This is a genomic window from Georgenia sp. Z1491, assembly GCF_049856175.1.
Lineage (GTDB): Bacteria > Actinomycetota > Actinomycetes > Actinomycetales > Actinomycetaceae > JB111.
Genome location: NZ_JBNDNA010000004.1, coordinates 55,438 through 77,947 on the forward strand (window position 1 = coordinate 55,438; position 22,510 = coordinate 77,947).

Consider the following 22,510-nt stretch of genomic DNA (forward strand, 5'->3'; position numbering starts at 1 on the left):
CTGCCGCCCACCGCGGGCCAGGCGCCCGATCAGAGCTCGTCGATCACCAGCTTCCCGACGTGCCGCCGCTCGGCCAGCTCGGCGTGCGCGCGAGCGATGTCCGCGAGCGGGTAGGTCGCCGCGACGACGGGGCGCACGCGACCCGTGCGGGCGATCTCGACGAGCGCGGCGAAGTGCGCCGGCGTGTGCATGCTCGACCCGACGATCGTGCGGTTGTGCAGGTACAGGCGCCGCACGTCGACCTCGATGCGGTGACCGCCGAGCGCACCCGCGACGACCCACCGGCCGCCCTCCCGCAGAACCCCGACCCCGTCCGCCACGCCGGTCCCGGCGACGACGTCGAGCACGACGTCGACGCCGCCCGGGGCCGCGCCCGCCACAGCCGCCCACAGGTCTCCCCCACGGTCGACGACGGCGCGGGCGCCCGCCGACCGCACGGCGTCGAGCTTGCCCGCACTGCTCACCGCGACGACGTCCGCGCCGCGCTCGGCGGCCAGCTGAACGAGCGCCAGGCCGACGCCACCGGACGCACCAGTGACGACGACGGTCTCCCCGCGCGTCACGCCGCCGCGCTCGATCATGCCGAGCGCCGTGCCGTAGGCGGTCGGCAGGGTCGCCAGCTCGGCGTCCGTCAGCGGGGAGTCGTCGACCGGGTGGGCACGCACGGCGTCGACCGCGACGAAGCCTGCGAACCCGCCGTCGCGCTCGCTGCCGAGCAGGCCGACCGGGTGCGCGTCGTCGGAGTCTGCGTCGTAGAGCGCGGGGTCGACGAGCACGCGGCGGCCGACGACGTCGGGGGCCACGCCCTCCCCGACCGCCGCCACGGTCCCGGTGACGTCCGCGCCCTGGATCCGCGGGAACGTCATGGGGCCGCGCCAGCCCGCCCGGGCGTCGGGGTCGCCCGGCAACCCGTAGGCGCCCTCGCGGGTCCACAGGTCGGTGTTGTTGAGCGCGGCCGCCCGCACGCGCACGAGCACCTCGCCGGGGCCCGGGCGTGGCACGGGCACCCGGGACAGCTCGACGGCGTCGGGACCCCCGTGGCGGCGCAGCACCGCCGCCGTCATCGTCTCCTCGGACATGTGACCTCCAGATGCCTCAATCTCACCGATCGGTGAACTAGTCTCGACGCTATGGTTCACACATCGGTGAGGTCAAGCCCGCCCGACCCGGACGCGCTGACCCCTGCCGCGCGGCGCATCCTCGACGCCGCGTCGCAGCTCTTCTACGACCGCGGGATCACGGCGGTCGGCGTCGACCTCGTCGCCGAGCGGTCCGGCGTCACCAAGCGCACGCTCTACGACCGGTTCGGCTCGAAGGACGCCCTCGTCGCCACCTACCTGCTCGCGCGCGACCGCCGGTGGCGCAGCGCGGTGGAGCGAGCGGTCGACGCCGCCGGCTCCGCGCGGGACCGGGTCACCGCCCCGTTCGACGCGCTGCTCGAGTGGTCGCCGGGCAGCTCGCGGGGGTGCGCGTTCGTCAACGCGCTCGCCGAGCTCCCCGACCCGAGCCACCCCGCCCACGCGGTGGCCGCCGACCAGAAGCGGTGGCTGCTCGACCTGCTCGAACGGCTCGCCCGGGAGGCGGGGCTCGCCGACTCCCGTGGGCTCGCGCTCACCCTGACCACGCTCCACGAGGGTGCGCTCACCCTGCGAGGCGCACTGCCGGCGGTCGGCGCGCCTGCCGCCGCCGCGCGCGCCGCACGAGCGCTGGTGGACGAGGCGGCATCCGTCACCGGACCGTGACCGGCGGCGCGCCAGCACCACCGGTCCGGCGGGCAGCGCCTACCGTGGGCGCGTGACTCGCTCGCCCATCGCGCTGGCTGCGCTCGCGACCCTGGCCGTGCCGGGGCTCGACGTCGTGGCCACCCGACCCCCGGTCCGCACCACCACCGACTTCCAGACCGTGGGGGTGCTCGACTCACGCGGTCACCACTGGGTGGTGCGGGCGCCGCGCACGGCGGCCGCGGGCGCGTCCCTCGAGGGGGAGGTCGCCCTGCTCGAGCGGCTGGCCGAGCGGGTCGACGCACGCGACCTGCCGTTCGACGTCGAGCGGCCCGCCGGGTTCGCCACCCTCCAGGGCGGCGGCCGGGCGATGGTCGCCCGCGAGCTCCCCGGCCGCGCGATCGACCCGCGCGACATCGACGAGAGCCCCGAGCTGGCGGACCACCTCGGGCGTGCGCTCGCCGCGCTGCACTCCCTGGACACCGACCTCGTGGGCAGCGCCGGCCTGCCCGTGTACGACATGGCGACCTACCGGGCCCGCCGACTCACCGAGGTCGACGAGGCGTCCCGCACGGGCAACCTGCCCGCCGAGCTCGTGCACCGGTGGGAGGCGGCCCTGGAGGCGGACGACCTGTGGCCCGCCGCCTCGACGGTCGTCCACGGGGACCTCGACGCCGAGCTCGTGCGCGCGTCCGGGGACCGCGTGGTGGCGCTGTCCCAGTTCGGGGACGCGCACGTCGGCGACCCGGCGGAGGACTTCGCCTGGCTCGTCACCGGGGTCGACCCGGAGACCTTCGAGCAGGTGCACGGCTCCTACGCCCGCCACGCCTCGGCCCCCGACGACCCGTTCCTCCTCGACCGTGCGCAGCTCGCCTCCGAGCTGCTGCTCACGCGGTGGTTGATGTTCGGGCTGCGCACCCGGGACGACGCAGTCGTGGGCGACGCGCGTCAGATGCTCGCCGAGCTGGCGTCCGACGTCGCGGACGCACCGCCAATCGGGGCCGAGGTGCGCGAGATCCTCGCCGAGACGGCGGCCGCGGCCGCGCCGGTGACCGTCGTCGGCGCCGCAGCGGTCCCGGACGCCACGGACCGGACCCTCGACGGCGACCGGGCGAGCGAGGAGCCGGCTGACACCGCCGGTGCTGCCCTGCCCGCCGACGAGCGGTCCGTCGAGCGCTCCGAGGGTTCGACGCCCTCCGAGGCGGACGAGCCCGCCGCCGGTCCCGACGGCGCGGCGGCCGAGCTCGACACCGAGGCGTGGCCGGCGTTCGACGTCCACCCCGGCGAGTCCCCGGACGCGCCCGGCGTCCCGGAGCCGACCGCGGCGACGGCGGACCTCACCGAGGAGTACGAGCAGTGGCGCCGCGAGGGCCGCGAGCCGTAGGGCTACGCGTCGCGCGCGTCAGCTCCCGGGCCGGACCCCCCGCTCGATCGCGGACCTGATCCGCGCCTCGACCGCGGCCTCGTCGTCGGTCCGGGCGGGGATGGTCTCGGCGTGCAGCACGTAGTACAGGTGCGCGCGCACCTGGTCGATCGGTACGCCCTTCGCCCGCGACCACGCCAGCCGGTTGACGTCGAGCTGCAGGAGCTTCGCCGCCCGCTCGTCGGGCCCCGGCACCCGACCGGTCTTCCAGTCGACGATCTCCACGGTCCCGTCGACGTTCGCGTACACGGCGTCGATGCGGCAGCGCAGGACGAGCGGACCGACCGACACCTCGACGGCCTCCTCGACGGCGGTCGGTCGCCGGCTGCCCCACTCCGAGGACTCGAAGGCGTCCTGGAGTCGGCGGAGCTCGCGCTCGTCGACCGGGCCCCGGCCCGAGGCGGTGCCGGCACTCCCGCCGGCCCCGGTGGGTGCTCCCCCCTCGTCCGCGTCACCGTTGTCGGGGTCGAGCCCCAGGGCGCCACGCTCGGCGTCGTCGAGGTGGCCGGCCAGCCCGGTGAGGACCTCGGCCTCGAAGCGCCGCTCGACCCACTCGTGGAACCGCGTGCCGAGGTCGGCCTCGCGCCGCGGCGCCCGTGGCACGGGGCGCAGGATCTGCCGGGCGAACCATTCGGGGTCGCCCGCGAGCGAGACAAGACCGGTGGCGGCGAGGTGGTCGCCGAGCGGGACCTCGCCGCGGCGGGCGAGAAGCTCGTCGCGCTCGGCGAGCAGCAGCGCGGCGGCCCGGTCCCACCCCGAGGCACCCTCCCCGGCCTCGATATCCAGCGGCCCTGCCGACGCCGCGTCGACCGCGCGGGCGGCGGCGCGCACCCGACGGACCGCCTCCCCCTCGCGTCCGGGCGGCGGTGGCCAGGTGGCGACCCGCGCGCGCCCGATCTGCGTGTTCTCCTCCGGCGCATCGTCCGGGCGGTCGAGCAGGTGGCCCGTCAGCGGCTCGACCACACCGGCGTCGACGGCCTCGTCGAGGAACGGGGACCGGTACCGCTGCGTCTTCGTCTCCTTGGTGAAGCTCGCCCAGGTGAGGAGGAGCTCGCTCCGCGCGCGGGTGACGGCGACGTAGGCGAGCCGTCGTTCCTCGGTGAGCGCGTGCAGGCCGGCGGCGCGCCTGAAGTCCTCGAGGGCGTCGTCCATGCCGTGCTGGTCGGTCGCGTCGGCGAGCTCGAGCTTTGGGAGCCGGTCCGCGTCGCCGCGCACGCTCGCCGGGACGGAGCCGCGGTCGGTGAGCCAGGCGGAGTCCTTGGGGACGAACTCGGCGGGGTTCGCGAGGCTCGCGGGTACGGACACCTTCGGGAACGAACCGAGCGACAGCCCGGGGACGGCGACCACGTCCCACTCGAGCCCCTTCGACCGGTGCATCGTCATCAGCTGGACGACGCCGCGCAACGGGTCGTCGACCTCCGACTCGCCGGCCTGCGCGTCGGCCAGGCCGCCCTCCTGCTCCTCCGCGCGGTCGAGGTAGGCGAGGAAACCGGCGACCGTCGCGCCCTCGATGCCGTTCGCGTAGGTACCGGCGAGCCGCACGAGCTCGTCGAGGCCGGCGCGGGCGGTCGCCGGAGCCTCGCTCGACGCGGCGACGACCTCGAGGTCGAGGCCGAGCGCCTCGATCGCCACCCCGACGGCGTCGTGGACCGGTAGGCGCACGACCGAACGAATGCGGCCCAGCGCACGCGCCAGCCGCGAGAGCCGGTCGCGGGCGACGTCGGTGAGGGCGTGACCGGCCGAGGCCCACCCGTCGCGCGGGAGGTGGTCGATCGCCTCGGCGAGGGACTGCTCCTGCCGTGGGTCGATGGCCGTCTCCTCACGGTCGAGACCGGCCTCGCCCGCACTCTCGCCAGGCGCGTCGTCGGCGAGTTCCGCCGTGCCCGCCTCGGCGCCGTCGCGGAGCCCGAGCCGCGCCAGGTGCCCGGCCCACGCCCAGAGCGTGCGCAGGTCGGCCAGCCCCAGCCCGAGACCGGTGACGAGACGGACGAGCCGGTCGCCCCGCGTGGGGTCGACCGCGACGGCGAGCGCCGCGCGCACGTCGAGGATCTCCGGCCGGGTGACGAGCCCGCCGACCCCGACCACCTGACACGGCACGCCCTCGGCGCGCAGGGCGTCCTCGACGAGTGCGAGCTGGGCGTTGGTGCGGGTGAGCACTGCCGCCGTCGGGCCGGAGCCCGGTCTGCTCGCCTCGGCGGCGACGTGGGGCTCGTACCAGCGCTGCCGGAGCGCGAGAGCGAGCCCCGCCGCCTCCTCGCCGTCGGTGGCGAACCAGGCGCCCAGCACCGTCCCGTCCCCCGCGCCGGGCCGAGCGTCCAGGGTGGGCAGCCCGAGGCCGGAGCCCGAACGGAGCGGGCCGGCGATCGCGTTCGCGACGTCGAGGATCGCGTGGTCGTTGCGCCAGGACACCGACAGGTTCCGCACCGCCGCGGGCTCCGCGCCGCCGAACCGGGTCGGGAACTCCTCGAGGGCGGCGGCAGAGGCGCCTCGCCAGCCGTAGATCGACTGGTGCGGGTCGCCGACCGCCGTGACGGGCCACCCGCCGCCGAACGCAGCGGCCAGCAGGTCGGTCTGGGCCACGGAGGTGTCCTGATACTCGTCGAGCAGGACGAGCCGGTACCTCGCGCGGAGCTCGTCGCGCACCTCGGGGATCTCGGTGACGATCCGACGGGCGGCGTCGGCGATGTCGGCGAACGTGGCCACGCCGTTCGCGCGGCGCTCCTCGCGCAACGTCTGAACCATCTCGAGGAGCTCGACGCGGGCGAGGTGACTGGTGGCCACCGACCGCACCTCCGCGCTCGGTCCCTTCTTCCGCCCCGAGACCGGTGCCTCGAGCAGGGTCGACGCCGTCGCCGCCAGCTCGGTGCGCAGCGCCTCGGGCGTGACGTCGGAGGCGACGAGCGACATGGTCTGACCGTCGAGGTCGAGCACAGCCTTCACCAGGGTCGACAGCGCGGTGTCGGAGGAGTGGGCGAGCGGCCCGGTCCAGCCCGCGACGACCCGGTGGGCGAGCTCGTAGGTCTCGGCGGCGGTGATGAGGCGGGCGGTGGGGTCCAGGCCGAGCCGCAGGGCATGGTCCGTGTAGATGGCCCCGGCGAACGAGTCGTACGTGCTGACCTCGGGCCGCTCGGCCTCGAGGTCGTCGCGTGGTGCGGTCCGTCGGTGGCCGAGCGCCCGCCGGAGCGTGCCGAGCCGCTCGCGCAGGCGGACGTCGAGCTCGCCGGCCGCCTTGCGGGTGAACGTGAGGCCGAGGACCTGGTCGGGTCGCACGAGGCCGGCGTGGACGAGGTGGACGACCCGCAGCGACATCGTCTCGGTCTTTCCCGAGCCGGCGCCGGCGACGACGAGCTGGGGCGCCATCGGATGCGCCATGACGCCCGCCTGCTCCTCGGTCGGCGCGTAGCTGCTCCCGAGGAGTCGGGCGGTCCCGGCCGGCGTCACGGCCTGCGGCGTGCCGGGCTCGGTCATTCCGTCTCCTCGGAGGTGGTGGTCCCGCCGACGCGACGGCCGGCGGTCTGCAGCGGGCAGGAGGTGCGGACCTCGCAGAAGTCGCAGTACTTGTTCGTCCGGACGTGGACACCGGCTCCGGACATCTCGGTCACGGCGCGATCGACGAGCTCGTGCGCCCACGTGCCCCGGTCGGCGCCGAGGGCGTCCTGCTCCCGGATCGCCACGGACTTGTTGGGGGTGCCGAGGAAGACCAGCCGCGCGCCGGCGGGTTCCGCCCCCTCACCGCGGCGGTGCCGTTCGAGCAGGGCCGCCTGGTAGGCGCCGAGCTGGGCGTGCTCCTCGACCTCGGCCTGGCTGATGCCCTTGCCGGTCTTGAGGTCGGCGACCACCACCCGCCCGTCCGACTGGGTCTCGAGCCGGTCGATCTGCCCGCGGACGCGCGCCTCGCCCACGATCTCGTCGACGTCGACCTCCGTGGCGACCTGGACCGGAACGGCGACGTACTCGGCGAGCCGCTCGACGAGCCGCTCCGCCTTGGCCCGCTCCTGGTCGGCGGCGAGGCCCTCGCCGAGGTCGAGCTCACCGATCCGCTCGTGCAACGCGGACCGTAGCTCGTCGCGGCTGCCGGCCGGGTGCTGCTCGGCGATCTCGTGCACGAGGGTGCCGAGCGCCTGGCTGTCTGAGTCGCCGCCCCGCCCGCCGAACCGGGTGAGCGCCCACCGAAGTCCGCACGTGGTGACGGACTCGACGGCCGACGGGCTGACGGTGACCGGCTCGTCCGTGCTCCTCAGGGGCGCGAGCGTGCTCACCTCGTGGGCGAGCACCCACTCCTGCGGGTCCGCCCCTGCCACGCCCTCGGCGCGCAGCCGCGCGAGGACCCGGGCGGCGTCGGCGTCTCCCGGATCGTCGGCGAGGCGCCGGCGCAGCCGCGCGACGAGCTCACGCAGGTCCCGGGCCACGATCTGTTCCCGGTCCGCTGGCCGTGGCCGTGCGCCGGCGTCCGGAGCCGTGCGGGCCCCTGCGTCGCCGCGGTCGTGCGCGGCCGCGTCCCGCGCGAGGAGCTCGTGGAACAGCGAGGGGCGCGTGTCGACGCCATCGACGGCAGTGACGAGGAGCTTGCTCGTCGCGCGGGAAGTCGCGAGCACGAGCTGGCGCAGCTCGTCGTCCCGCACCTCCTTGCGGGCCTCGGTCCAGCGGTCGGCGCCGTCCCCGCGGCCGGTGACGACGTCGACGAGCGCCTGGCTGCCGAGGATCGTGTCGCGGCGGCGCATGTCCGGCCAGACGTCCTCCTGGAGGCCGGCGACCGCGACGAGGTCCCACTCCTGCCCGGCCGCCTGCGCGGGCGTGAGCACCTCGACGAGGTCGCGGCGGCCCGACTGGGCGGCGAGGGTGTCCTCGGCGACGCGCTGCTTCTCGACGCGGTCGACGAATCCGATCGCACCGGCCGTGGCGCCGCGCGCCTCGTACCGTTCGGCGGCGTAGAAGAGGGCGAGCACGGCGTCCAGGTCGGCGTGCGCCTGTGCGGCCCCGGCTCCCCCGTCGATCGCGCGCGTCTGCCACGGCTCGGCGAGGCCGGCCGCGTCCCATGCCGCCCACAGGACCGCCGTCGGTCCCTCTCCGGCGACGAGCGCGGTGCGCGTGCGCCCCACCACCCGCGCGACCCGCACGAGCGGGTCGGTCAGGGCTGCGGACATGGACCCGGGCAGGGCGGCGACGCCACCCTCGTCCACCGCCGCCACGGCGTCGAGCAGGACCGTGTCGGAGTCGACGGCGCCGCCGCGCGCCCCGCTCGCCGCCCGCAGCGTGCGCATGAGGCTGCGCAGGCCCACCGGGTCCGCACCGCCCACGGACGAGAGCATGAGGTCGCGCAGCGCCCGGCCCGTCGGCCCCTCGGCGGCCACGCGCACGGCCGCCAGGAGGGGTCGCACGGCAGGCTCGTCCCGCAGCGCACCCAGTCGACCCGGGGAGACGGGGACGCGCCGGGCACCGAGGAGCGCCCGCATCGAGCTCGCCTGACCGCTCGTCCGCACGACGACGGCGCACCGCCGGTACGGCAGGCCGTCGACGAGGTGGGCCTGGCGCACGGCGTCGGCGACGGTGTCGGCCTCGACGGCCGCGGAGCTGAGTGTGCGTACCTCGACGGCGGGCCACGGCTCGTCGCGGTCGGCCGTACGGCCCGCGTCTCGGTCGGCGTCGATCCCCGACGCCCCGGGATCCGGTGCAGGAACGGCTCCTCCTCCGGCGACCGGCGATCGCCGACGCGCCAGACCGGGCCCGCCGGCGGGCAGCCGCTCGGTCAGCCGGGCCACCGCGGCGCGCAGGCCGCGCGTCCCGCGGTGCACCTCGGGCAGGAGCCGGACCTGGGCGCCGAACCCCCCGTCGGAGAAGTCCGACGTCGCCTCGGCGACCAGGGTGGGGCTCCCGCCCCGGAACGTCTGCACGGCGACGTCGGGGTCACCGAGCAGGAGCAGCCGCGCACCGTCCCGGACGAGCACGCGCAGCAGGCGCGCGGTCGAACGGGTGACGTCCTGGTAGTCGTCGACGACGACGAGGTCCCACCGCGGCACGGTCGGTGCACCGGCGGTCCCGGCCGGGACGCCGGTCGGTGGTACGTGCCAGGAGTTGAGGACGAGCGCCGCCTCGTCGACGAGTCGCGCGGAGTCGTAGCGCCGATAGCGGCGCTCGGGGCCGAGTCCCACGGCGGGCGCCTGCTCGTCGGCCGCGTCCTGAGCGCCGGTGCTGTCGCGGTACTGCTCGAGGACCGCGGCCACCGCGGCCCACTCGGGCCGGTCGTGGTCGGCAGCGAGACGCCGGAGGTCGTCGGGCTCGAGGTCGAGCTCGCCCGCGCGCGCCAGGATGTCCCGCAGCTCGTGCCGGAAGGCGTCCAGCCCGAGCGCCTCGGCGGGTACGGACGCAGGCCACCCGGGTGACGTGACCTGCCCCGAGTCGTGCGCATCGAGCAGCTCCGCGAGGATGCCGTCCTCGTCGGGGCCGGACAGGAGAGCGGGCTCCGGACCGCCCCAGTAGGCGGCGTGCTGCCCGAGGAGCGCGAACGCGAAGGAGGTCGGCGTGACGACCTGCACCGCGGCGTCGTGCGCCCCGGTCCGGTGGGCGACCTCGTCCCGCAGACGACCGGCCACGCGCCGGGACGGTGTCAGGAGCGCGACGCGGCGGCCCGCGCGGGCCGCCTCGACGACGGTCTGCACGGCCAGCGTGGTCCGCCCCGCGCCGGGGGCGCCGAGCGTGAGCAGGTGCGGGCCCGGGCCGGCCGCCAGCTCGTCCGCGACCGACCGGGCCACCTGGCTCAGCGGCACCTCGACGGGCTCGGGAGCGGTGTCGAGGCGCAGCCGAGGACGGACCGGGGAGGACATGCCGTCATGCAACCACGCAGGTCCGACATCCGCGGTGCGCCCGTGGGTCGACGTCCGGTTCGCCCGGTCGGCGGGTGCTCGGATCGGTCGCGCTGCGGCAGGCCGACCGGCGCAGCGCCCGGCCCCCCGCCCGCTGCGGGCTCTACTCCTCGGCCACCCAGGCGTTGGGGACGCAGTCCTGCAGGCTGATCGACTGCTGGACCATGACCGGGGCCGGGTCGCCCGGCGCGGGGCAGTCCACGTGCTGGTACCCCAGGAGGTGACCGACCTCGTGGTTGACGAGGTACTGCCGGTACTGCGGCAGCGTCCCGCCGGCCTCGAGGAACGGCTCGATCGACTCCCCGAACCGGTCGGCGTTGAGGACCGCCCGGCCGTTGCGGCCGCACGAGTAGATGCCGCCGACGTCGAGCGGCTCGCACAGCTCGATGCTCAGCGGCCCGTCCGCGAGAGTGACACCGAAGTCCGCGTCCTCGCCGTCGACGCGCTCGAACGCCACCGAGCCGTCGTGGCCCCAGCCGCGGTCGTCGTTGAGGGTGTCCAGCACGTAGTCGGCGAACGCCTCGCGGTCCACCGGCAGGCCGCGCTCGACCTCGACCCGCACGCTGTAGGTCCGCTCGGCCTCGCGCGGCGCCGGATCGGTGCCCGCCACCACGCGCAGGGAGCCGGATCCCTCCGCGGCCACGAGATCGCCCCGGATCCCCGCGCCGTAGGCGTCCTCGTCCACGCCCTCGGGCAGATCGACGTCGGTGTCCCCGGCCCCGTCGGCCGCCGTGCCGTCACCGTCCGTGCCGTCGGGGACCTGCACGAGCTCGAGCAGGGTCGGTTCGTCGTCGTCGGGCAGCAGCGGTCCCGGGCGCGCGGCCCACGCCGCGCGCAGGTCCACGTCGCTGCCCGCGGCGTGCTCGTCCGCGACCGTCGGCGCGGCGAGGAGGGGCGACGAGACCAGCGCGGCGCACGCGAGAACGCCGAGAACGGTCGGGAGTCGTCTGGAGTCGGACATCGCCGACCAGTCTGGCAGCCGGGCCCCGACCTGTCAGTGAGCGCCCTTACGATGGAGCAGCACCACCTCGGTGACTCGCTTCCCAGCACGAGGCCCGCCGCGAGCGGGCCGGACGGAGGAACATCAATGCAGGTCACGATCGGTATGCGGTCGAGCATGCGCGACGTCGTCGTCGAGATCGACTCCGACGAGGAGGCCTTCGTCGCCTCCGTCCGTGAGGCGCTGGCGTCCGACTCGCCGCTCGACGTCACGGACTCCAAGGGCAAGCGGTTCCTCGTGCCCGCCGCCGCGATCGGGCACGTCGAGATCGGCGCGGTCGAGGACCGCCGCGTGGGGTTCGGCCTGGGCTGAGTCCCGTCCCACTCCTCCGGTCCCGCCGAGCGGCGCCGGGAGGAGTATCGTCGAGGGGTCCCGGCTGACCGGTCGTTGTTCCTGCGAATCCTCGGGCGCCCAGCGCCCTGCACCGTGTGCGATCGGCTGCCCGCGCCAACCCGGCGCACCGCCGACCGAAGAAGGATCATGACCACCCCTGCCACCTCGGGCGTCGTCGACGTCTCCGGCGCCCACGCGCCCGTCGAGACCGACGCCGCCACCCCCGACATCACCGATGCCGACACGCCCAGCGTCCCGGCCGAGCAGACGTTCGCCGACATCGGCGTCGCGGAGCCGATCGCCGGCGCCCTGCGCGACGTCGGCATCACGCACCCGTTCCCGATCCAGTCCCTCACCCTGCCCGTGGCGCTCAAGCGCGCCGACATCATCGGCCAGGCCAAGACGGGCACCGGCAAGACGCTGGGCTTCGGCATCCCGCTGCTGCAGCACACCCTCGCCCCGGGCGAGGACGGCTACGACGAGCTGCTCGACCCCGGCGCCCCGCAGGGTCTCGTCGTCGTGCCCACCCGTGAGCTGGCCAAGCAGGTCGCGGAGGACCTCGTCGCCGCGTCCCGCCGCCGCTCCGTGCGGATCGTCCAGGTCTACGGCGGCCGCGCCTACGAGCCGCAGATCGCCGCGCTCGAGGCCGGCGTCGAGGTCGTCGTCGGTACGCCCGGCCGGCTCATCGACCTGCTCAAGCAGAAGGTGCTGCGCCTGAGCGCCGTGTCCACCGTCGTGCTCGACGAGGCCGACGAGATGCTCGACCTCGGCTTCCTGCCCGACGTCGAGACCCTGCTCTCCCGCACGCCCGCCAACCGGCACACGATGCTGTTCTCGGCCACGATGCCGGGCGCGGTCGTCGCGCTCGCGCGGCGCTACATGACGCGGCCGACGCACATCCGGGCCCAGGACCCCGACGACACCGGCGCGACGGTCAAGGCCACCCGCCAGGTCGTCTACCGGGCGCACGCGATGAACAAGGTCGAGATGCTCGCCCGGATCCTCCAGGCGCGCGAGCGCGGGCTGACCATCGTCTTCACGCGCACCAAGCGCACCGCCGCCAAGGTGGCCGACGACCTCGCCGACCGCGGGTTCGCGTCGGCCGCGATCCACGGCGACCTCGGCCAGGGCGCCCGTGAGCAGGCGCTGCGCGCGTTCCGCACCGGCAAGGTCGACATCCTCGTCGCCACCGACGTGGCCGCCCGCGGCATCGACGTCGACGACGTCACGCACGTCATCAACTACCAGTGCCCCGAGGACGAGAAGATCTACCTCCACCGCATCGGCCGTACCGGCCGCGCGGGCAACTCGGGCACCGCGGTGACGTTCGTCGACTGGGACGACATCCCGCGCTGGTCGGTCGTCAACAACGCGCTCGGCCTGGGCCTGGCCGAGCCGCCGGAGACGTACCACACCTCCGAGCATCTCTACGCGGACCTCGACATCCCCGAGGGCACGGGCGGCACGCTGCCCCGCTCGGCCCGCACGCGCGCCGGGCTCGGCGCGGAGGAGGTCGAGGACATCGGTGAGACCGGGAAGTCCGCGGGCTCGCGGCAGAGCTCGCGCCGGTCCGACGGCGGGCGCGGTGACGGCGCCCGACGCGACGGGCCGCGCTCCGGCGGTAGGTCCGAGGGCGGTCGGCCCGACGGCGCGCGTTCCCGGCGCTCCGGCGAGCAGGACGGCCGGTCCGAGCGCTCCGGCGGCGAGGGCGGGTCCGGCCGACCCAGGCGGCGGCGTCGCCGTCGCACGGGTGGTTCCGCCGGCGGCGGTCAGGGCGCCAGCGCCCCCGCCTCGACCGACTGAGCCCCGGCCGGCCCGGAGCGGTTGCCCCCGAGGCTCCCGCTCCGGGCCGCGCTCCTGATGTCGAGGTCGTGCCTGCGGTGGCGAGATCGTGCGTGCGAGGCACGAACTCGCCAGCCCAAGCACGACCTCGCTCGCCGAGGGCGCGCGGGAGCGGGTCCGGTCAGCGACCGGCGAGGTACATGTCGACGAACGCGAAGGTCGCCGTCGCGACGAGCTGCACCGCGATCGCGGCGAGCAGCATGCCGGACAGGCGCGTGACGAGCGTCGTCCCCGAGACCCCGAGCACGCGGTGGACCACGCTCGAGAAGCGCAGCGAGAGCCCGATGACGACGTGCAGACCGACGATGCCGATCACCACGCCGGTGAGCTGCGGTCCGGTGTCCGCGTCCTGCACGGCCAGCATCGCAGCGACGATCGCGCCCGGCCCCGCCATGAGCGGGGTCCCCATCGGCACGAGCGCGACCGCGGCGCCGGAGCCCGAGGGGCCGGGCTCCTCGGCGGCCCCGCTGAGGAGCTGCATGGCCACGATGAGCAGCAGCAGGCCACCGGCGAGCTGCAGCGCGGGCACGGTGATGCCGAGGAAGTCGAGGATGTAGGGCCCACCGGCCGCGAACGCCCCGATCACCCCGAGGGAGACGCACGTGGCGGCGAGCGCCGCACGGCTGCGCTCGCGGATCGTCATCGTGGAGGTCAGGGACAGGAAGATGGGCAGGTTGCCCACCGGGTCCATGATGACGAACAGCGTGACGAAGGTGGAGACCAGGACCGCGAGGTCGACGAGGTCGCTCATCGCGCGTCCCGGTGTCCGGCGCCCGCGAGCGGGAGCGTGCCTGCCGCGACGATCCGCTCGAGCTGGCCCGGGTCGGTGAGGTGGTCGCCCAGGCGGTTGGTCTTGCCTGTGCCGTGGTAGTCCGAGCTGCCCGTGACGAGCAGGTCGTGCCGCTCGGCGAGGCGCCTGAGCCCGGCGCGCGCCTCGTCGTCGTGGTCGAGGTGGTCGACCTCCAGCCCGAGCAGGCCGGCCTCGATCGCCTCGTCCAGCGCCCGGGCAGTCAGCGCCCGGCCGCGCTGCGCCCACGGGTGCGCCATGACCGGCACGCCGCCCGCCTCCCGGACGAGCCCGATCGCCTCGCCCACGTCGGGCGCGTAGTGCGGGACGTAGTACTTCGTGCGGTTGGCGCACGGCCCGCCGGGCGCGAACGCGGCGTTGCGGTTCGGCACGTGTCCGGCGGCGACGAGCGCGTCCGCGATGTGGGGCCGGCCGACGGTGGTGCCGTCGTCGACGTGGCGCAGGACGTCCTCCCACGTGATCGGGAAGTCCACGGCGATGCGCTCGACCATCATCCGGGCCCGGTCCAGCCGGGAGGAGCGGGCCCGCTCGGTGCGCGCGAGCAGGCCCGGATGCCCGGGGTCGAACAGGTAGGCCAGCAGGTGGATCGAGCGTCCCTCGTGCTGGGTGGAGACCTCCATGCCGCGCAGGATCGTCACGCCGAGGCGCTCCCCCGCCGCGACGGCGTCGGCCCAGCCCGCCGTCGTGTCGTGGTCGGTGACGCCGAGGACGTCGATGCGTGCGGCGGCGGCCGCCTCGACGAGTCCGGTCGGGCTGTCGGTGCCGTCCGAGACCGTCGAGTGCGTGTGGGGGTCGATCCGCGCCGTCGTCACCGGACGGAGTGTACGGGCGCGCGCGGTGCGACGATGGGGGCATGACCTCCTCCTCCGACGCCACCCGGTCCGCCACTCCCGCCGACGGCCAGCCCGTCGAGGACCGCGGCTCGAACCGGTCCCAGCGCCCCAGCTCGGCGGCGTTCCGTGCCTTCATCGCCGACGGCTGGGAGGAGACGGAGGCCCCGCTGCCCGACCGCCTGCCGTCCGCGGACACGGCGGCGGCGGCGCGCGCGGCCATCTCCCTCGAGCTCCCCGGCGAGCGGCTGGTCCTCCCGGGCGGCGACCTGCGCGTGCGCAGCAACGACACGGACCACCCGTTCCGCGCCCACTCGGCGTTCGCCCACCTCACGGGCTGGGGCGCGGCGACCGAGCCCGACTCGGTGCTCGTCCTGCACCCCGAGGGCGACGGCCACGAGGGCGTCCTGTACCTCCGCCCGCGGGCCGGGAAGGACACCGAGGAGTTCTACGCCGACTCCCGGTACGGCGAGCTGTGGGTCGGGGTGCGGCCCTCCTTGGAGGAGGTCGCTGCCGCCACCGGCCTGCGCACCGCGCACATCGACACCCTGCGGGACGACCTCGCCAAGGACGCCGGCGTCGGGCAGGTGCAGGTCCGCCTCGTCACCGGCGCCGATCGGGCGGTCACCGCGCTCGTCGACGAGGTGCGCGCGCAGGCCGGCCTCACGAGCACCGCCGGCGCGGACGCCGAGCTCACCGAGCGGCTGTCCGAGATCCGGCTCGTCAAGGACGAGTGGGAGGTCGGCGAGATCCGCTCCGCGGTCGCCGCCACCGCCCGGGGCTTCGAGGACGTGGTCCGCTCGTTCCCCCGGGCGTCCGGCCACGAGCGGGGCGAGCGCGTCGTCGAGGGGGCGTTCGCGGCCCGGGCCCGCGAGGACGGCAACGGCATGGGCTACGAGACGATCGCGGCCGCCGGCAACCACGCGAACACGCTGCACTGGATCCACAACGACGGCGAGGTCCGGCCCGGCGACCTCCTCCTGCTCGACGCCGGCGTCGAGGTCGACTCCCTGTACACCGCCGACGTCACGCGCACGCTCCCGGTGGACGGCGTCTTCACCGAGCCGCAGCGCCGGGTCTACCAGGCGGTCCTCGACGCGGCCGACGCGGCCTTCGCCGTCGCCGCCCGGGTCGGCGAGGGCGGCGCGCGCGTCCGGTTCCGTGACGTCCACACCGCGGCGATGGAGGTCGTCGCCGCCCGCCTGGCCGAGTGGGGGATGCTGCCCGTCGACGCCGCCATGTCGCTCGAGCCCGACGGCCAGTACCACCGCCGGTGGATGGTGCACGGGACGTCGCACCACCTCGGCCTGGACGTCCACGACTGCGCGCAGGCCCGCCGGGAGATGTACCTCGACGCCGAGCTCGTCCCGGGCATGGTGTTCACGATCGAGCCCGGCCTGTACCTGCGGGCCGACGACCTCAAGGTGCCCACGGAGCTGCGTGGGATCGGCGTGCGGATCGAGGACGACGTGCTCGTCACCGAGGACGGGGTGGAGAACCTGTCGGCCGCCCTGCCCCGCACGCCGAGCGCGATCGAGGCGTGGATGGCAGACCTGCGCGGCTGACCTCGCTCGCGTGGTCGACCGTCCACGACGGGGCGGCGGGTTCGTCGACCGAGCAGGCCTGCTGAGCGCCCGCCCGGTCGTCGACACCCCTGCCCGGTCCCCGAGGAACGGCCGCGCTCCGGCTACCCCGCTCGGTCCGCGGCCAGGTGCTCGCGCGCGAACCTGAGCGACTCCATGCACATCGTGCGTCGCTGCAGGGACGACACCGACCGGGTGTTGATCTCCACGACCACGGAGCCGCCGAACCCGGTGTCCCGCAGGTGGGCCAGGACCTCGGCGCACGGCTGGTTGCCGTGACCGGGCACCAGGTGCTCGTCCTTGATCGTCCCGGAGCCGTCCGTGAGATGCAGGTGCGCGAGCTTCTTCCCCAGCGAGCGGACCATCGCCATCGTCGCCTCGGCGTCCATCCCGGAGGTCGCCGCGTGGGACAGGTCGATCGTCACCGAGCCGTAGTCGTGCTCGGTGGGGTCCCAGCCCGGTGAGTAGGCCTTGACGTGCGCGCCGCCGGCCTGGGCCTGCCAGGTGAACATGTTCTCCACGGCGAGCCGCACGCCGTCGCGCGTCGCCTCCCGCTCGGCGACGGCGTCGACGAACTGGCGGGCGTACTTCCGCTGCCACCTGAACGGCGGGTGCAGCACGACGACGTCGGCACCCACCTGCCCCGCGAGGTCCACCGACCGGTCGACCTTCTCCCACGGGTCGCGGCCCCACACGCCCTGCGTGAGCAGCAGCGTGGGCGCGTGGATCGCGTGCACGGGCAGGCCGTACTTCCGCGACAGCGCGTTGATGAGGCGTGGCTCGCGGGACTCGGGCGCGGTGAGCACCATGATCTCCACGCCGTCGTAGCCGAGCTCCGCCGCCATGGCGAAGGTGTCCTCCACCGACCCCGGCATGACGGAGGCCGTGGAGAGGCCGACCGGGATGCTCACGGCTGGTCGGGCCCGCCCGCCTCGGTGGCCGGGCGGTTCTCCGCGGCCCCTCGGTGCTCGTCCGCCTCACGCAGCTGGGCCTCGGCGTGTGCGCGCTGCTCCGGGGTGAGGTCCTCGAGGCGGGCGCCGTAGCGCGGCGTGCCGTCGACGCCGGGGGCGAAGCCGGTCGGCGCCGGGCGGCCGGGCTGATCCTCGACACCGGTGTCCTGCTGCACTTCTCCGGGCGCGCTGCCGGTCCCACGGGCGCCCGGGGTCCAGGCGTCCTGGCCGCCGCCGGCCGCAGCTCCGCCGACACCGGCCGCAGCGCCGCCGGCACCCTGAGCGCCGGCGCCATAGGCACCGCCGCCGTGCGGGCCCGCGGGCCCGCCCGCGCCGGAGGGCGCCGCCTGCGCCCGGGCGGTCGTGGCGGGCGCGTCGCCGATCAGGCCCGCCGAGCTCAGGGCGGCGCGCATCTCGTCGGCGGCCGTCGGACCGGCGATGACCACGTACCGCTTGGCGACGACCGTGCTGGCCGAGGTGAAGTCGCGGGTCTTGGGCCGGACCGCGTAGCTGACGATGCCCAGCAGCACGCCGAAGGCCGCGCCGACGAGCACGGGGATGACGAAGTCGACGAGCCCGAAGTTCCCGATGACCAGCCACATGACCAGAGCCATCATCAGACCGAACCAGGCTCCGGTGAGCGCGCCGGAGCCGGCCACCTTCCCGTAGTCGAGCCGCCCGGTGATGCGCTCCACGAGCCGCAGGTCCTCCCCCACGATCGACACGAGACGCACGTCGTGATCGTTGTCGGAGAGGTGGTCGACGGCCCGCTGCGCCTCCTCGTAGCTGGAGTAGGCGGAGATCTGGACCCCCGTGGGGATCGATTGCGCCTTCGCACCGAGCGGCTGGTTCGTGATGGACATGGGCCCAGTATCCCGCTCGCCCCGACCCGGCCGCCACCGCGCACCGCGCACCGCGCACCGTCCGCCACCGCGCCCCGCGGGCCGTCCGCCGCGTGCGACCTGCCCGCCCGTGGTTACGCTGCGCTCGTGACAGCCACCACGCCCCGACCGACCACCGTCGCGCGCGTCTACGTGGCCCGGCTCGCCGGTACCGCCGTCTTCGACCCGATCGGCGACCAGGTGGGGCGGGTGCGCGACGTCGTCCTGCTCACCCGGGTCCGGGCCGCGCCGCGCGCCGTCGGGCTCGTCGTCGAGGTGCCCGGCCGGCGCCGCATCTTCGTGCCGCTGACCCGCGTCACGGCGATCGAGCCCGGGGCCGTCATCACCACCGGATTGCTCAACCTGCGCCGGTTCCAGCCAAGAGCGGCGGAGCGCCAGGTGGTCGGCGAGCTCCTCGACCGACGGGTCACGCTGGCCGACGGCTCGGGCGAGGCGACCGTCCTCGACCTCGCGATCGAGCAGCAGCGCAACCGGGACTGGCTCGTGACGAAGGTCTTCGTCCGCCGCCACCGGCCCCGGGCGACGTTCCAGCGCGGGGAGACCCTCGTCGTCGGGATCGAGGGCATCACCGACCTCACCGGTGCGACGCTGTCCCAGGGCACCGAGTCCCTGCTCGCCCAGCTCACCGACCTCAAGCCGGCCGACGTCGGGGACGTCCTGCACGACCTGCCCGACCACCGCCGGCTCGAGGTCGCCGCCCAGCTGCCGGACGAGCGCCTCGCCGACGTGCTCGAGGAGATGGGTGAGGACGACCGGGTCCACATCGTCTCCGGCCTCGACCTCGAGCGGGCGGCCGACGTGCTCGACGTCATGCAGCCCGACGACGCCGCCGACCTCATGTCCGAGCTCCCCGAGTCGACGGCCGCGGCACTGCTCGAGCGGATGGAGCCGGACGAGGCGGAGGACGTGCGCCGCCTGCTGGCCTACGACGAGCACACCGCCGGCGGCCTCATGACGACCGAGCCGGTGATCCTCCCGCCGGAGGCCACCGTCGCGACGCTGCTCGCCCACGCGCGCCGCCGCGACGTCCCCGCCGCCCTGGGTGCGCTGGTCTTCGTCGTCCGCCCACCGCTGGAGACACCGACCGGGCGGCTGCTCGGTGTTGTCCACCTCCAGCGCGCGCTGCGCGAGCCACCGGTCACGGCCGTCGGCACGCTGCTGGACACGGACATCGACCCGGTGCTGCCCACCGACGGGCTCGGGAAGGTGACCCGCCTGCTCGCGACCTACAACCTCACCGCGCTGCCGGTGGGCGACGAGGACGGACGCCTCCTCGGCGCCGTCTCCGTCGACGACGTCCTCGACCACCTCCTGCCCGAGGACTGGCGCGAGGCCGACGGGGACGTCACCGACGAGGCCATGGACGAGAGCGTGGAGGAGCGGCGAACCGATGACTGACCGGCTCGACACACCGACGACCAGACGCCCCCGCCTCCTGCGTCGCACGAGCGATCCCGACCGGGTCGGGCGCGTCTCGGAGTCCGTGGCGACGTTCTTCGGCACGCCGCGGTTCCTCATCTACCTCACTGTGTTCGTCGTCGTGTGGCTCGCCTGGAACACGTGGGGGCCGGCCGACCTGCGGTTCGACTCGCAGGAGTTCGGCTTCACGGTCCTGACCCTCATGCTGTCGCTCCAGGCGTCGTACTCGGCCCCGCTCATCCTGCTCGCGCAGAACCGCCAGGTCGACCGGGACCGGGTCTCGGCCGAGCAGGACCGCCAGCGGGCCGAGCGCAACCTCACCGACACCGAGTACCTCACGCGGGAGATCGCCTCGCTGCGCATGGCCGTCGGCGAGGTCGCCACCAGGGACTTCGTGCGCTCGGAGCTGCGCGACCTGCTCGCCGACGAGGTCGCCGACCGGGACCGCCGCATCGTCGAGCTCGAGAAGGAGCTGGCCGGGCTGCGCGGGACCGTCACCGACGACGCGCACGCCCCACGGGACGACACCCGCGACGGCGCCGGACGCGCCGGCCCCGCGGGCGACGCCGGTCCGGACGCCCCCGGTCGGGGTGACCAGACGCACCGGGACGCGGGCCCGGGGCTGCCTACCATGGAGGCATGACCGCCCCCACGATCGAGTCCGTCCGCGCCGAGCTGACAAAGGTCATCGACCCCGAGATCCGCCGCCCCATCACCGAGCTGGGCATGGTGCGCAGCATCGACATCGGGGAGGCGGGTGACGTCGAGGTCGGCATCGACCTCACGACGGCGGGTTGTCCGCTGAAGGACACGATCACCCGCGACGTGACGAACGCCGTCGCCGCGCTCGACGGCGTGAGCGGCGTCAGCGTCGCGATGGGCGTCATGACCGAGGAGCAGCGCAAGGAGCTGAAGACGCAGCTCCGGGGCGGCGTGCCGGAGCCCGAGATCCCGTTCAGCAAGCCCGGCAACCTCACGCGCATCTACGCGGTGACGTCCGGCAAGGGCGGCGTGGGCAAGTCGACGGTCACCGCGAACCTCGCCACGGCGATGGCCGCGACCGGCCTCAAGGTCGGGGTCCTCGACGCCGACATCTACGGCTTCTCGATCCCACGCATGCTCGGGGTCGAGCTGCCACCGACCAAGGTCGACGACATGATCCTCCCGCCCGTCCAGCACGACGTGAAGGTCATCTCGATCGGCATGTTCGTCCAGGACCGCCGCCCCGTCGTATGGCGCGGGCCGATGCTCCACCGGGCGCTGCAGCAGTTCCTCGCCGACGTCTACTGGGGGGACCTCGACGTCCTCCTCCTCGACCTTCCGCCCGGGACCGGGGACATCGCCATCTCGGTCGCGCAGCTGCTGCCCGGCTCGGAGATCCTCGTGGTCACCACCCCGCAGGTCGCCGCCTCCGAGGTGGCCGAGCGCGCCGGCACCATCGCCGAGCAGACCCGGCAGAAGGTCGTCGGCGTCGTGGAGAACATGAGCTGGTTCGAAGGGCCCGACGGCACGCGCACCGAGCTGTTCGGCTCCGGCGGCGGTGCGGAGACGGCCCGCAGGCTCAGCGAGACGCTCGGCTACGACGTCCCGCTGCTCACCCAGCTCCCGCTGGAGGTCCCGGTCCGTGAGGCCGGCGACACCGGCGTCCCGGCGACCGTCTCCCCGGCCGCCGCGTCGTCCCCCGCGACCGTGGCCCTCCTCGACCTCGCCAGCCGCCTCGGCACCCGCGCGCGGGGACTCGCCGGCCGGTCGCTCGGCGTCACCCCGGTCTGAGCGCCACCGACGCACCCGCACACCACCCGTCGACGCGGCCACGCGTGTCGAAGAGCCACCCATGACCAAGGAGCACCGCGCATGACCGCGACCGGCCTGTACCTCGAGGACCTCACGGTCGGCGACGAGATCACGAGCGCGACCTACCGCCTCGAGGCCGAGGAGATCGTGGAGTTCGGTCGCCGGTACGACCCGCAGCCCTTCCACACCGACCCCGAGGCCGCGGACGAGTCGTTCTTCCGTGGCCTGGCCGCGAGCGGGTGGCACACCGCCTCCGTGACGATGCGCCTCGTCGTCGAGAGCGTGCCGCTGGCCGCCGGCGTCATCGGCGCCGGGGCCGAGCTCGAGTGGCCGCGCCCCACGCGGCCGGGCGACACGCTCCGGGTCGTCAGCACGGTCCAGGAGATCCTGCCCTCACGCTCGCGGCCGGACCGCGGCATCGTCGTCGTGGAGTGCCGCACCCTCAACCAGGACGACGAGCTGTGCCAGCGGATGGTCACCAAGCTGGTCGTCATGCGCTCCCCCGGGTCGGTGGAGGCGCCGGCGGAGAGCTGAGCCGCCGCAGGACCGACGCACGGTCGGGTCGCGTCCGGGTCGGACGTCACCGACCGGTCAGGTCGCGTCCGGGTCGAACGGCGCCGGGCGGGTCGGGTCGACCGGGTCGGCCCGCGGACGCTCCGGTGCGCCGTCCGGGTACCCGGCAGTGCCGGCGAGGCCCGACGCCACCGACCCCGCGGCGGCACCCGAGGCGCCGGAGGACGCCCCCGTGTACTCGGCCGGCGTGGCAGGACGGGCGGTGCGCGCCGGCTCCTTCATGGCGTCGGCGACGATCCGGCGCGGATCGTACTGTCGCGGGTCGAGGGACTTGAGGTCGTCCAGGTCGTCGCCGAGCTCGGCACGCACCTTGTCCCCGGTGTCCCGGGCGACGGCCACCACGCGCCGCACGACCCGCGCGAGCTGGCGCGAGAGCTCCGGCAGCTTCTCCGGTCCGACGACGAGGAAGCCCACGAGCAGCAGGACGACGAGCTCGCTCCCGCTGATCCCCATGGCACCCCATCCTAGGCGG

The 22,510-nt window shown here is 75.1% G+C and carries 18 protein-coding genes; 9 read left to right on the forward strand and 9 right to left on the reverse strand.

The features are described from left to right. Positions 1–29: 29 nt before the first annotated feature. The gene (locus ACPYO4_RS05465; protein ID WP_425708204.1) at positions 30–1,079 is read right to left on the reverse strand and encodes a zinc-binding dehydrogenase; all 1,050 of its coding nucleotides are present in this window, start codon (positions 1,077–1,079) and stop codon (positions 30–32) included. A gap of 51 nt (positions 1,080–1,130) precedes the next feature. Here ACPYO4_RS05465 and ACPYO4_RS05470 point away from each other — a divergent pair, with 51 nt between their 5' ends. Beyond that, positions 1,131–1,742 (forward strand): TetR/AcrR family transcriptional regulator, encoded by a 612-nt coding sequence (locus ACPYO4_RS05470; protein WP_425708205.1) that lies wholly within the window; start codon positions 1,131–1,133, stop codon positions 1,740–1,742. Between the two features lie 52 nt (positions 1,743–1,794). Next, entirely contained in the window at positions 1,795–3,105 is a 1,311-nt protein-coding gene (locus tag ACPYO4_RS05475; RefSeq protein ID WP_425708206.1) for a phosphotransferase, read from the forward strand. An 18-nt stretch (positions 3,106–3,123) separates the two neighbouring features. Here ACPYO4_RS05475 and ACPYO4_RS05480 read toward each other — a convergent pair whose 3' ends face one another. The 3 genes from ACPYO4_RS05480 to ACPYO4_RS05490 all read right to left on the reverse strand — a co-directional run bounded on the left by ACPYO4_RS05480 (position 3,124) and on the right by ACPYO4_RS05490 (position 10,965). Further along, complete coding sequence (locus ACPYO4_RS05480; RefSeq protein WP_425708207.1) at positions 3,124–6,612, reverse strand: ATP-dependent helicase; 3,489 nt, start codon at positions 6,610–6,612, stop codon at positions 3,124–3,126. Beyond that, entirely contained in the window at positions 6,609–9,965 is a 3,357-nt protein-coding gene (locus ACPYO4_RS05485) for a PD-(D/E)XK nuclease family protein (protein ID WP_425708208.1), read from the reverse strand. The genes ACPYO4_RS05480 and ACPYO4_RS05485 overlap by 4 nt, the downstream gene beginning before the upstream one ends. Positions 9,966–10,107: 142 nt before the next feature. Further along, positions 10,108–10,965 (reverse strand): DUF3152 domain-containing protein, encoded by an 858-nt coding sequence (locus ACPYO4_RS05490; RefSeq protein WP_425708209.1) that lies wholly within the window; start codon positions 10,963–10,965, stop codon positions 10,108–10,110. 126 nt (positions 10,966–11,091) lie between these two features. On the opposite strand from ACPYO4_RS05490, the gene ACPYO4_RS05495 reads away from it, so the two are divergent. Further along, the gene (locus ACPYO4_RS05495; protein ID WP_425708210.1) at positions 11,092–11,316 is read left to right on the forward strand and encodes a DUF3107 domain-containing protein; all 225 of its coding nucleotides are present in this window, start codon (positions 11,092–11,094) and stop codon (positions 11,314–11,316) included. A gap of 168 nt (positions 11,317–11,484) precedes the next feature. Then, positions 11,485–13,140 (forward strand): DEAD/DEAH box helicase, encoded by a 1,656-nt coding sequence (locus tag ACPYO4_RS05500; protein ID WP_425708211.1) that lies wholly within the window; start codon positions 11,485–11,487, stop codon positions 13,138–13,140. Positions 13,141–13,300: 160 nt separating this feature from the next. Here the strand turns inward: ACPYO4_RS05500 and ACPYO4_RS05505 are convergent, their stop codons facing one another. Continuing rightward, complete coding sequence (locus tag ACPYO4_RS05505; protein ID WP_425708212.1) at positions 13,301–13,930, reverse strand: MarC family protein; 630 nt, start codon at positions 13,928–13,930, stop codon at positions 13,301–13,303. Further along, positions 13,927–14,799 (reverse strand): PHP domain-containing protein, encoded by an 873-nt coding sequence (locus ACPYO4_RS05510; RefSeq protein WP_425708213.1) that lies wholly within the window; start codon positions 14,797–14,799, stop codon positions 13,927–13,929. The genes ACPYO4_RS05505 and ACPYO4_RS05510 overlap by 4 nt, the downstream gene beginning before the upstream one ends. Positions 14,800–14,840: 41 nt before the next feature. Between ACPYO4_RS05510 and ACPYO4_RS05515 the strand changes: the two genes are divergently transcribed. Further along, positions 14,841–16,382 carry an aminopeptidase P family protein gene (locus ACPYO4_RS05515; RefSeq protein WP_425708214.1) on the forward strand — a complete coding sequence of 514 codons (1,542 nt, stop codon included), beginning with the start codon at positions 14,841–14,843 and terminating at the stop codon, positions 16,380–16,382. A 122-nt stretch (positions 16,383–16,504) separates the two neighbouring features. On the opposite strand, the gene ACPYO4_RS05520 is transcribed toward ACPYO4_RS05515, so the two are convergent. Then, complete coding sequence (locus ACPYO4_RS05520; RefSeq protein WP_425708215.1) at positions 16,505–17,311, reverse strand: sugar phosphate isomerase/epimerase family protein; 807 nt, start codon at positions 17,309–17,311, stop codon at positions 16,505–16,507. Further along, positions 17,308–18,213 (reverse strand): general stress protein, encoded by a 906-nt coding sequence (locus tag ACPYO4_RS05525; RefSeq protein WP_425708216.1) that lies wholly within the window; start codon positions 18,211–18,213, stop codon positions 17,308–17,310. The genes ACPYO4_RS05520 and ACPYO4_RS05525 overlap by 4 nt, the downstream gene beginning before the upstream one ends. A gap of 126 nt (positions 18,214–18,339) precedes the next feature. Between ACPYO4_RS05525 and ACPYO4_RS05530 the strand changes: the two genes are divergently transcribed. From ACPYO4_RS05530 to ACPYO4_RS05545, 4 genes are all read left to right on the forward strand, one after another. Then, positions 18,340–19,650, forward strand: coding sequence for a magnesium transporter MgtE N-terminal domain-containing protein (locus tag ACPYO4_RS05530; protein ID WP_425708217.1), 1,311 nt, complete (start codon positions 18,340–18,342; stop codon positions 19,648–19,650). Further along, complete coding sequence (locus tag ACPYO4_RS05535; RefSeq protein WP_425708218.1) at positions 19,643–20,314, forward strand: DUF1003 domain-containing protein; 672 nt, start codon at positions 19,643–19,645, stop codon at positions 20,312–20,314. Before ACPYO4_RS05530 ends, ACPYO4_RS05535 begins: the two co-directional genes overlap by 8 nt. After that, positions 20,311–21,444, forward strand: a complete 1,134-nt coding sequence (locus ACPYO4_RS05540) for an Mrp/NBP35 family ATP-binding protein (protein WP_425708219.1) — start codon at positions 20,311–20,313, stop codon at positions 21,442–21,444. The genes ACPYO4_RS05535 and ACPYO4_RS05540 overlap by 4 nt, the downstream gene beginning before the upstream one ends. 81 nt (positions 21,445–21,525) lie before the next feature. Further along, positions 21,526–21,999, forward strand: coding sequence for a MaoC family dehydratase (locus ACPYO4_RS05545; protein ID WP_425708220.1), 474 nt, complete (start codon positions 21,526–21,528; stop codon positions 21,997–21,999). A 57-nt stretch (positions 22,000–22,056) separates the two neighbouring features. On the opposite strand, the gene ACPYO4_RS05550 is transcribed toward ACPYO4_RS05545, so the two are convergent. Further along, positions 22,057–22,491 carry a twin-arginine translocase TatA/TatE family subunit gene (locus ACPYO4_RS05550; RefSeq protein WP_425708221.1) on the reverse strand — a complete coding sequence of 145 codons (435 nt, stop codon included), beginning with the start codon at positions 22,489–22,491 and terminating at the stop codon, positions 22,057–22,059. Between the last annotated feature and the right edge of the window lie 19 nt (positions 22,492–22,510).

Excerpts from the sequence above, each read along its gene's own strand:
- ACPYO4_RS05540 (WP_425708219.1), top strand. The coding sequence starts at position 20,311 with ATGACCGCCCCCACGATCGAGTCCGTCCGCGCCGAGCTGACAAAGGTC.
- ACPYO4_RS05545 (WP_425708220.1), top strand. The coding sequence starts at position 21,526 with ATGACCGCGACCGGCCTGTACCTCGAGGACCTCACGGTCGGCGACGAG.
- ACPYO4_RS05480 (WP_425708207.1), bottom strand. The coding sequence starts at position 6,612 with ATGACCGAGCCCGGCACGCCGCAGGCCGTGACGCCGGCCGGGACCGCC.
- ACPYO4_RS05500 (WP_425708211.1), top strand. The coding sequence starts at position 11,485 with ATGACCACCCCTGCCACCTCGGGCGTCGTCGACGTCTCCGGCGCCCAC.
- ACPYO4_RS05470 (WP_425708205.1), top strand. The coding sequence starts at position 1,131 with ATGGTTCACACATCGGTGAGGTCAAGCCCGCCCGACCCGGACGCGCTG.
- ACPYO4_RS05515 (WP_425708214.1), top strand. The coding sequence starts at position 14,841 with ATGACCTCCTCCTCCGACGCCACCCGGTCCGCCACTCCCGCCGACGGC.
- ACPYO4_RS05495 (WP_425708210.1), top strand. The coding sequence starts at position 11,092 with ATGCAGGTCACGATCGGTATGCGGTCGAGCATGCGCGACGTCGTCGTC.
- ACPYO4_RS05550 (WP_425708221.1), bottom strand. The coding sequence starts at position 22,491 with ATGGGGATCAGCGGGAGCGAGCTCGTCGTCCTGCTGCTCGTGGGCTTC.
- ACPYO4_RS05535 (WP_425708218.1), top strand. The coding sequence starts at position 19,643 with ATGACTGACCGGCTCGACACACCGACGACCAGACGCCCCCGCCTCCTG.
- ACPYO4_RS05465 (WP_425708204.1), bottom strand. The coding sequence starts at position 1,079 with ATGTCCGAGGAGACGATGACGGCGGCGGTGCTGCGCCGCCACGGGGGT.
- ACPYO4_RS05490 (WP_425708209.1), bottom strand. The coding sequence starts at position 10,965 with ATGTCCGACTCCAGACGACTCCCGACCGTTCTCGGCGTTCTCGCGTGC.
- ACPYO4_RS05505 (WP_425708212.1), bottom strand. The coding sequence starts at position 13,930 with ATGAGCGACCTCGTCGACCTCGCGGTCCTGGTCTCCACCTTCGTCACG.
- ACPYO4_RS05485 (WP_425708208.1), bottom strand. The coding sequence starts at position 9,965 with ATGTCCTCCCCGGTCCGTCCTCGGCTGCGCCTCGACACCGCTCCCGAG.
- ACPYO4_RS05525 (WP_425708216.1), bottom strand. The coding sequence starts at position 18,213 with ATGTCCATCACGAACCAGCCGCTCGGTGCGAAGGCGCAATCGATCCCC.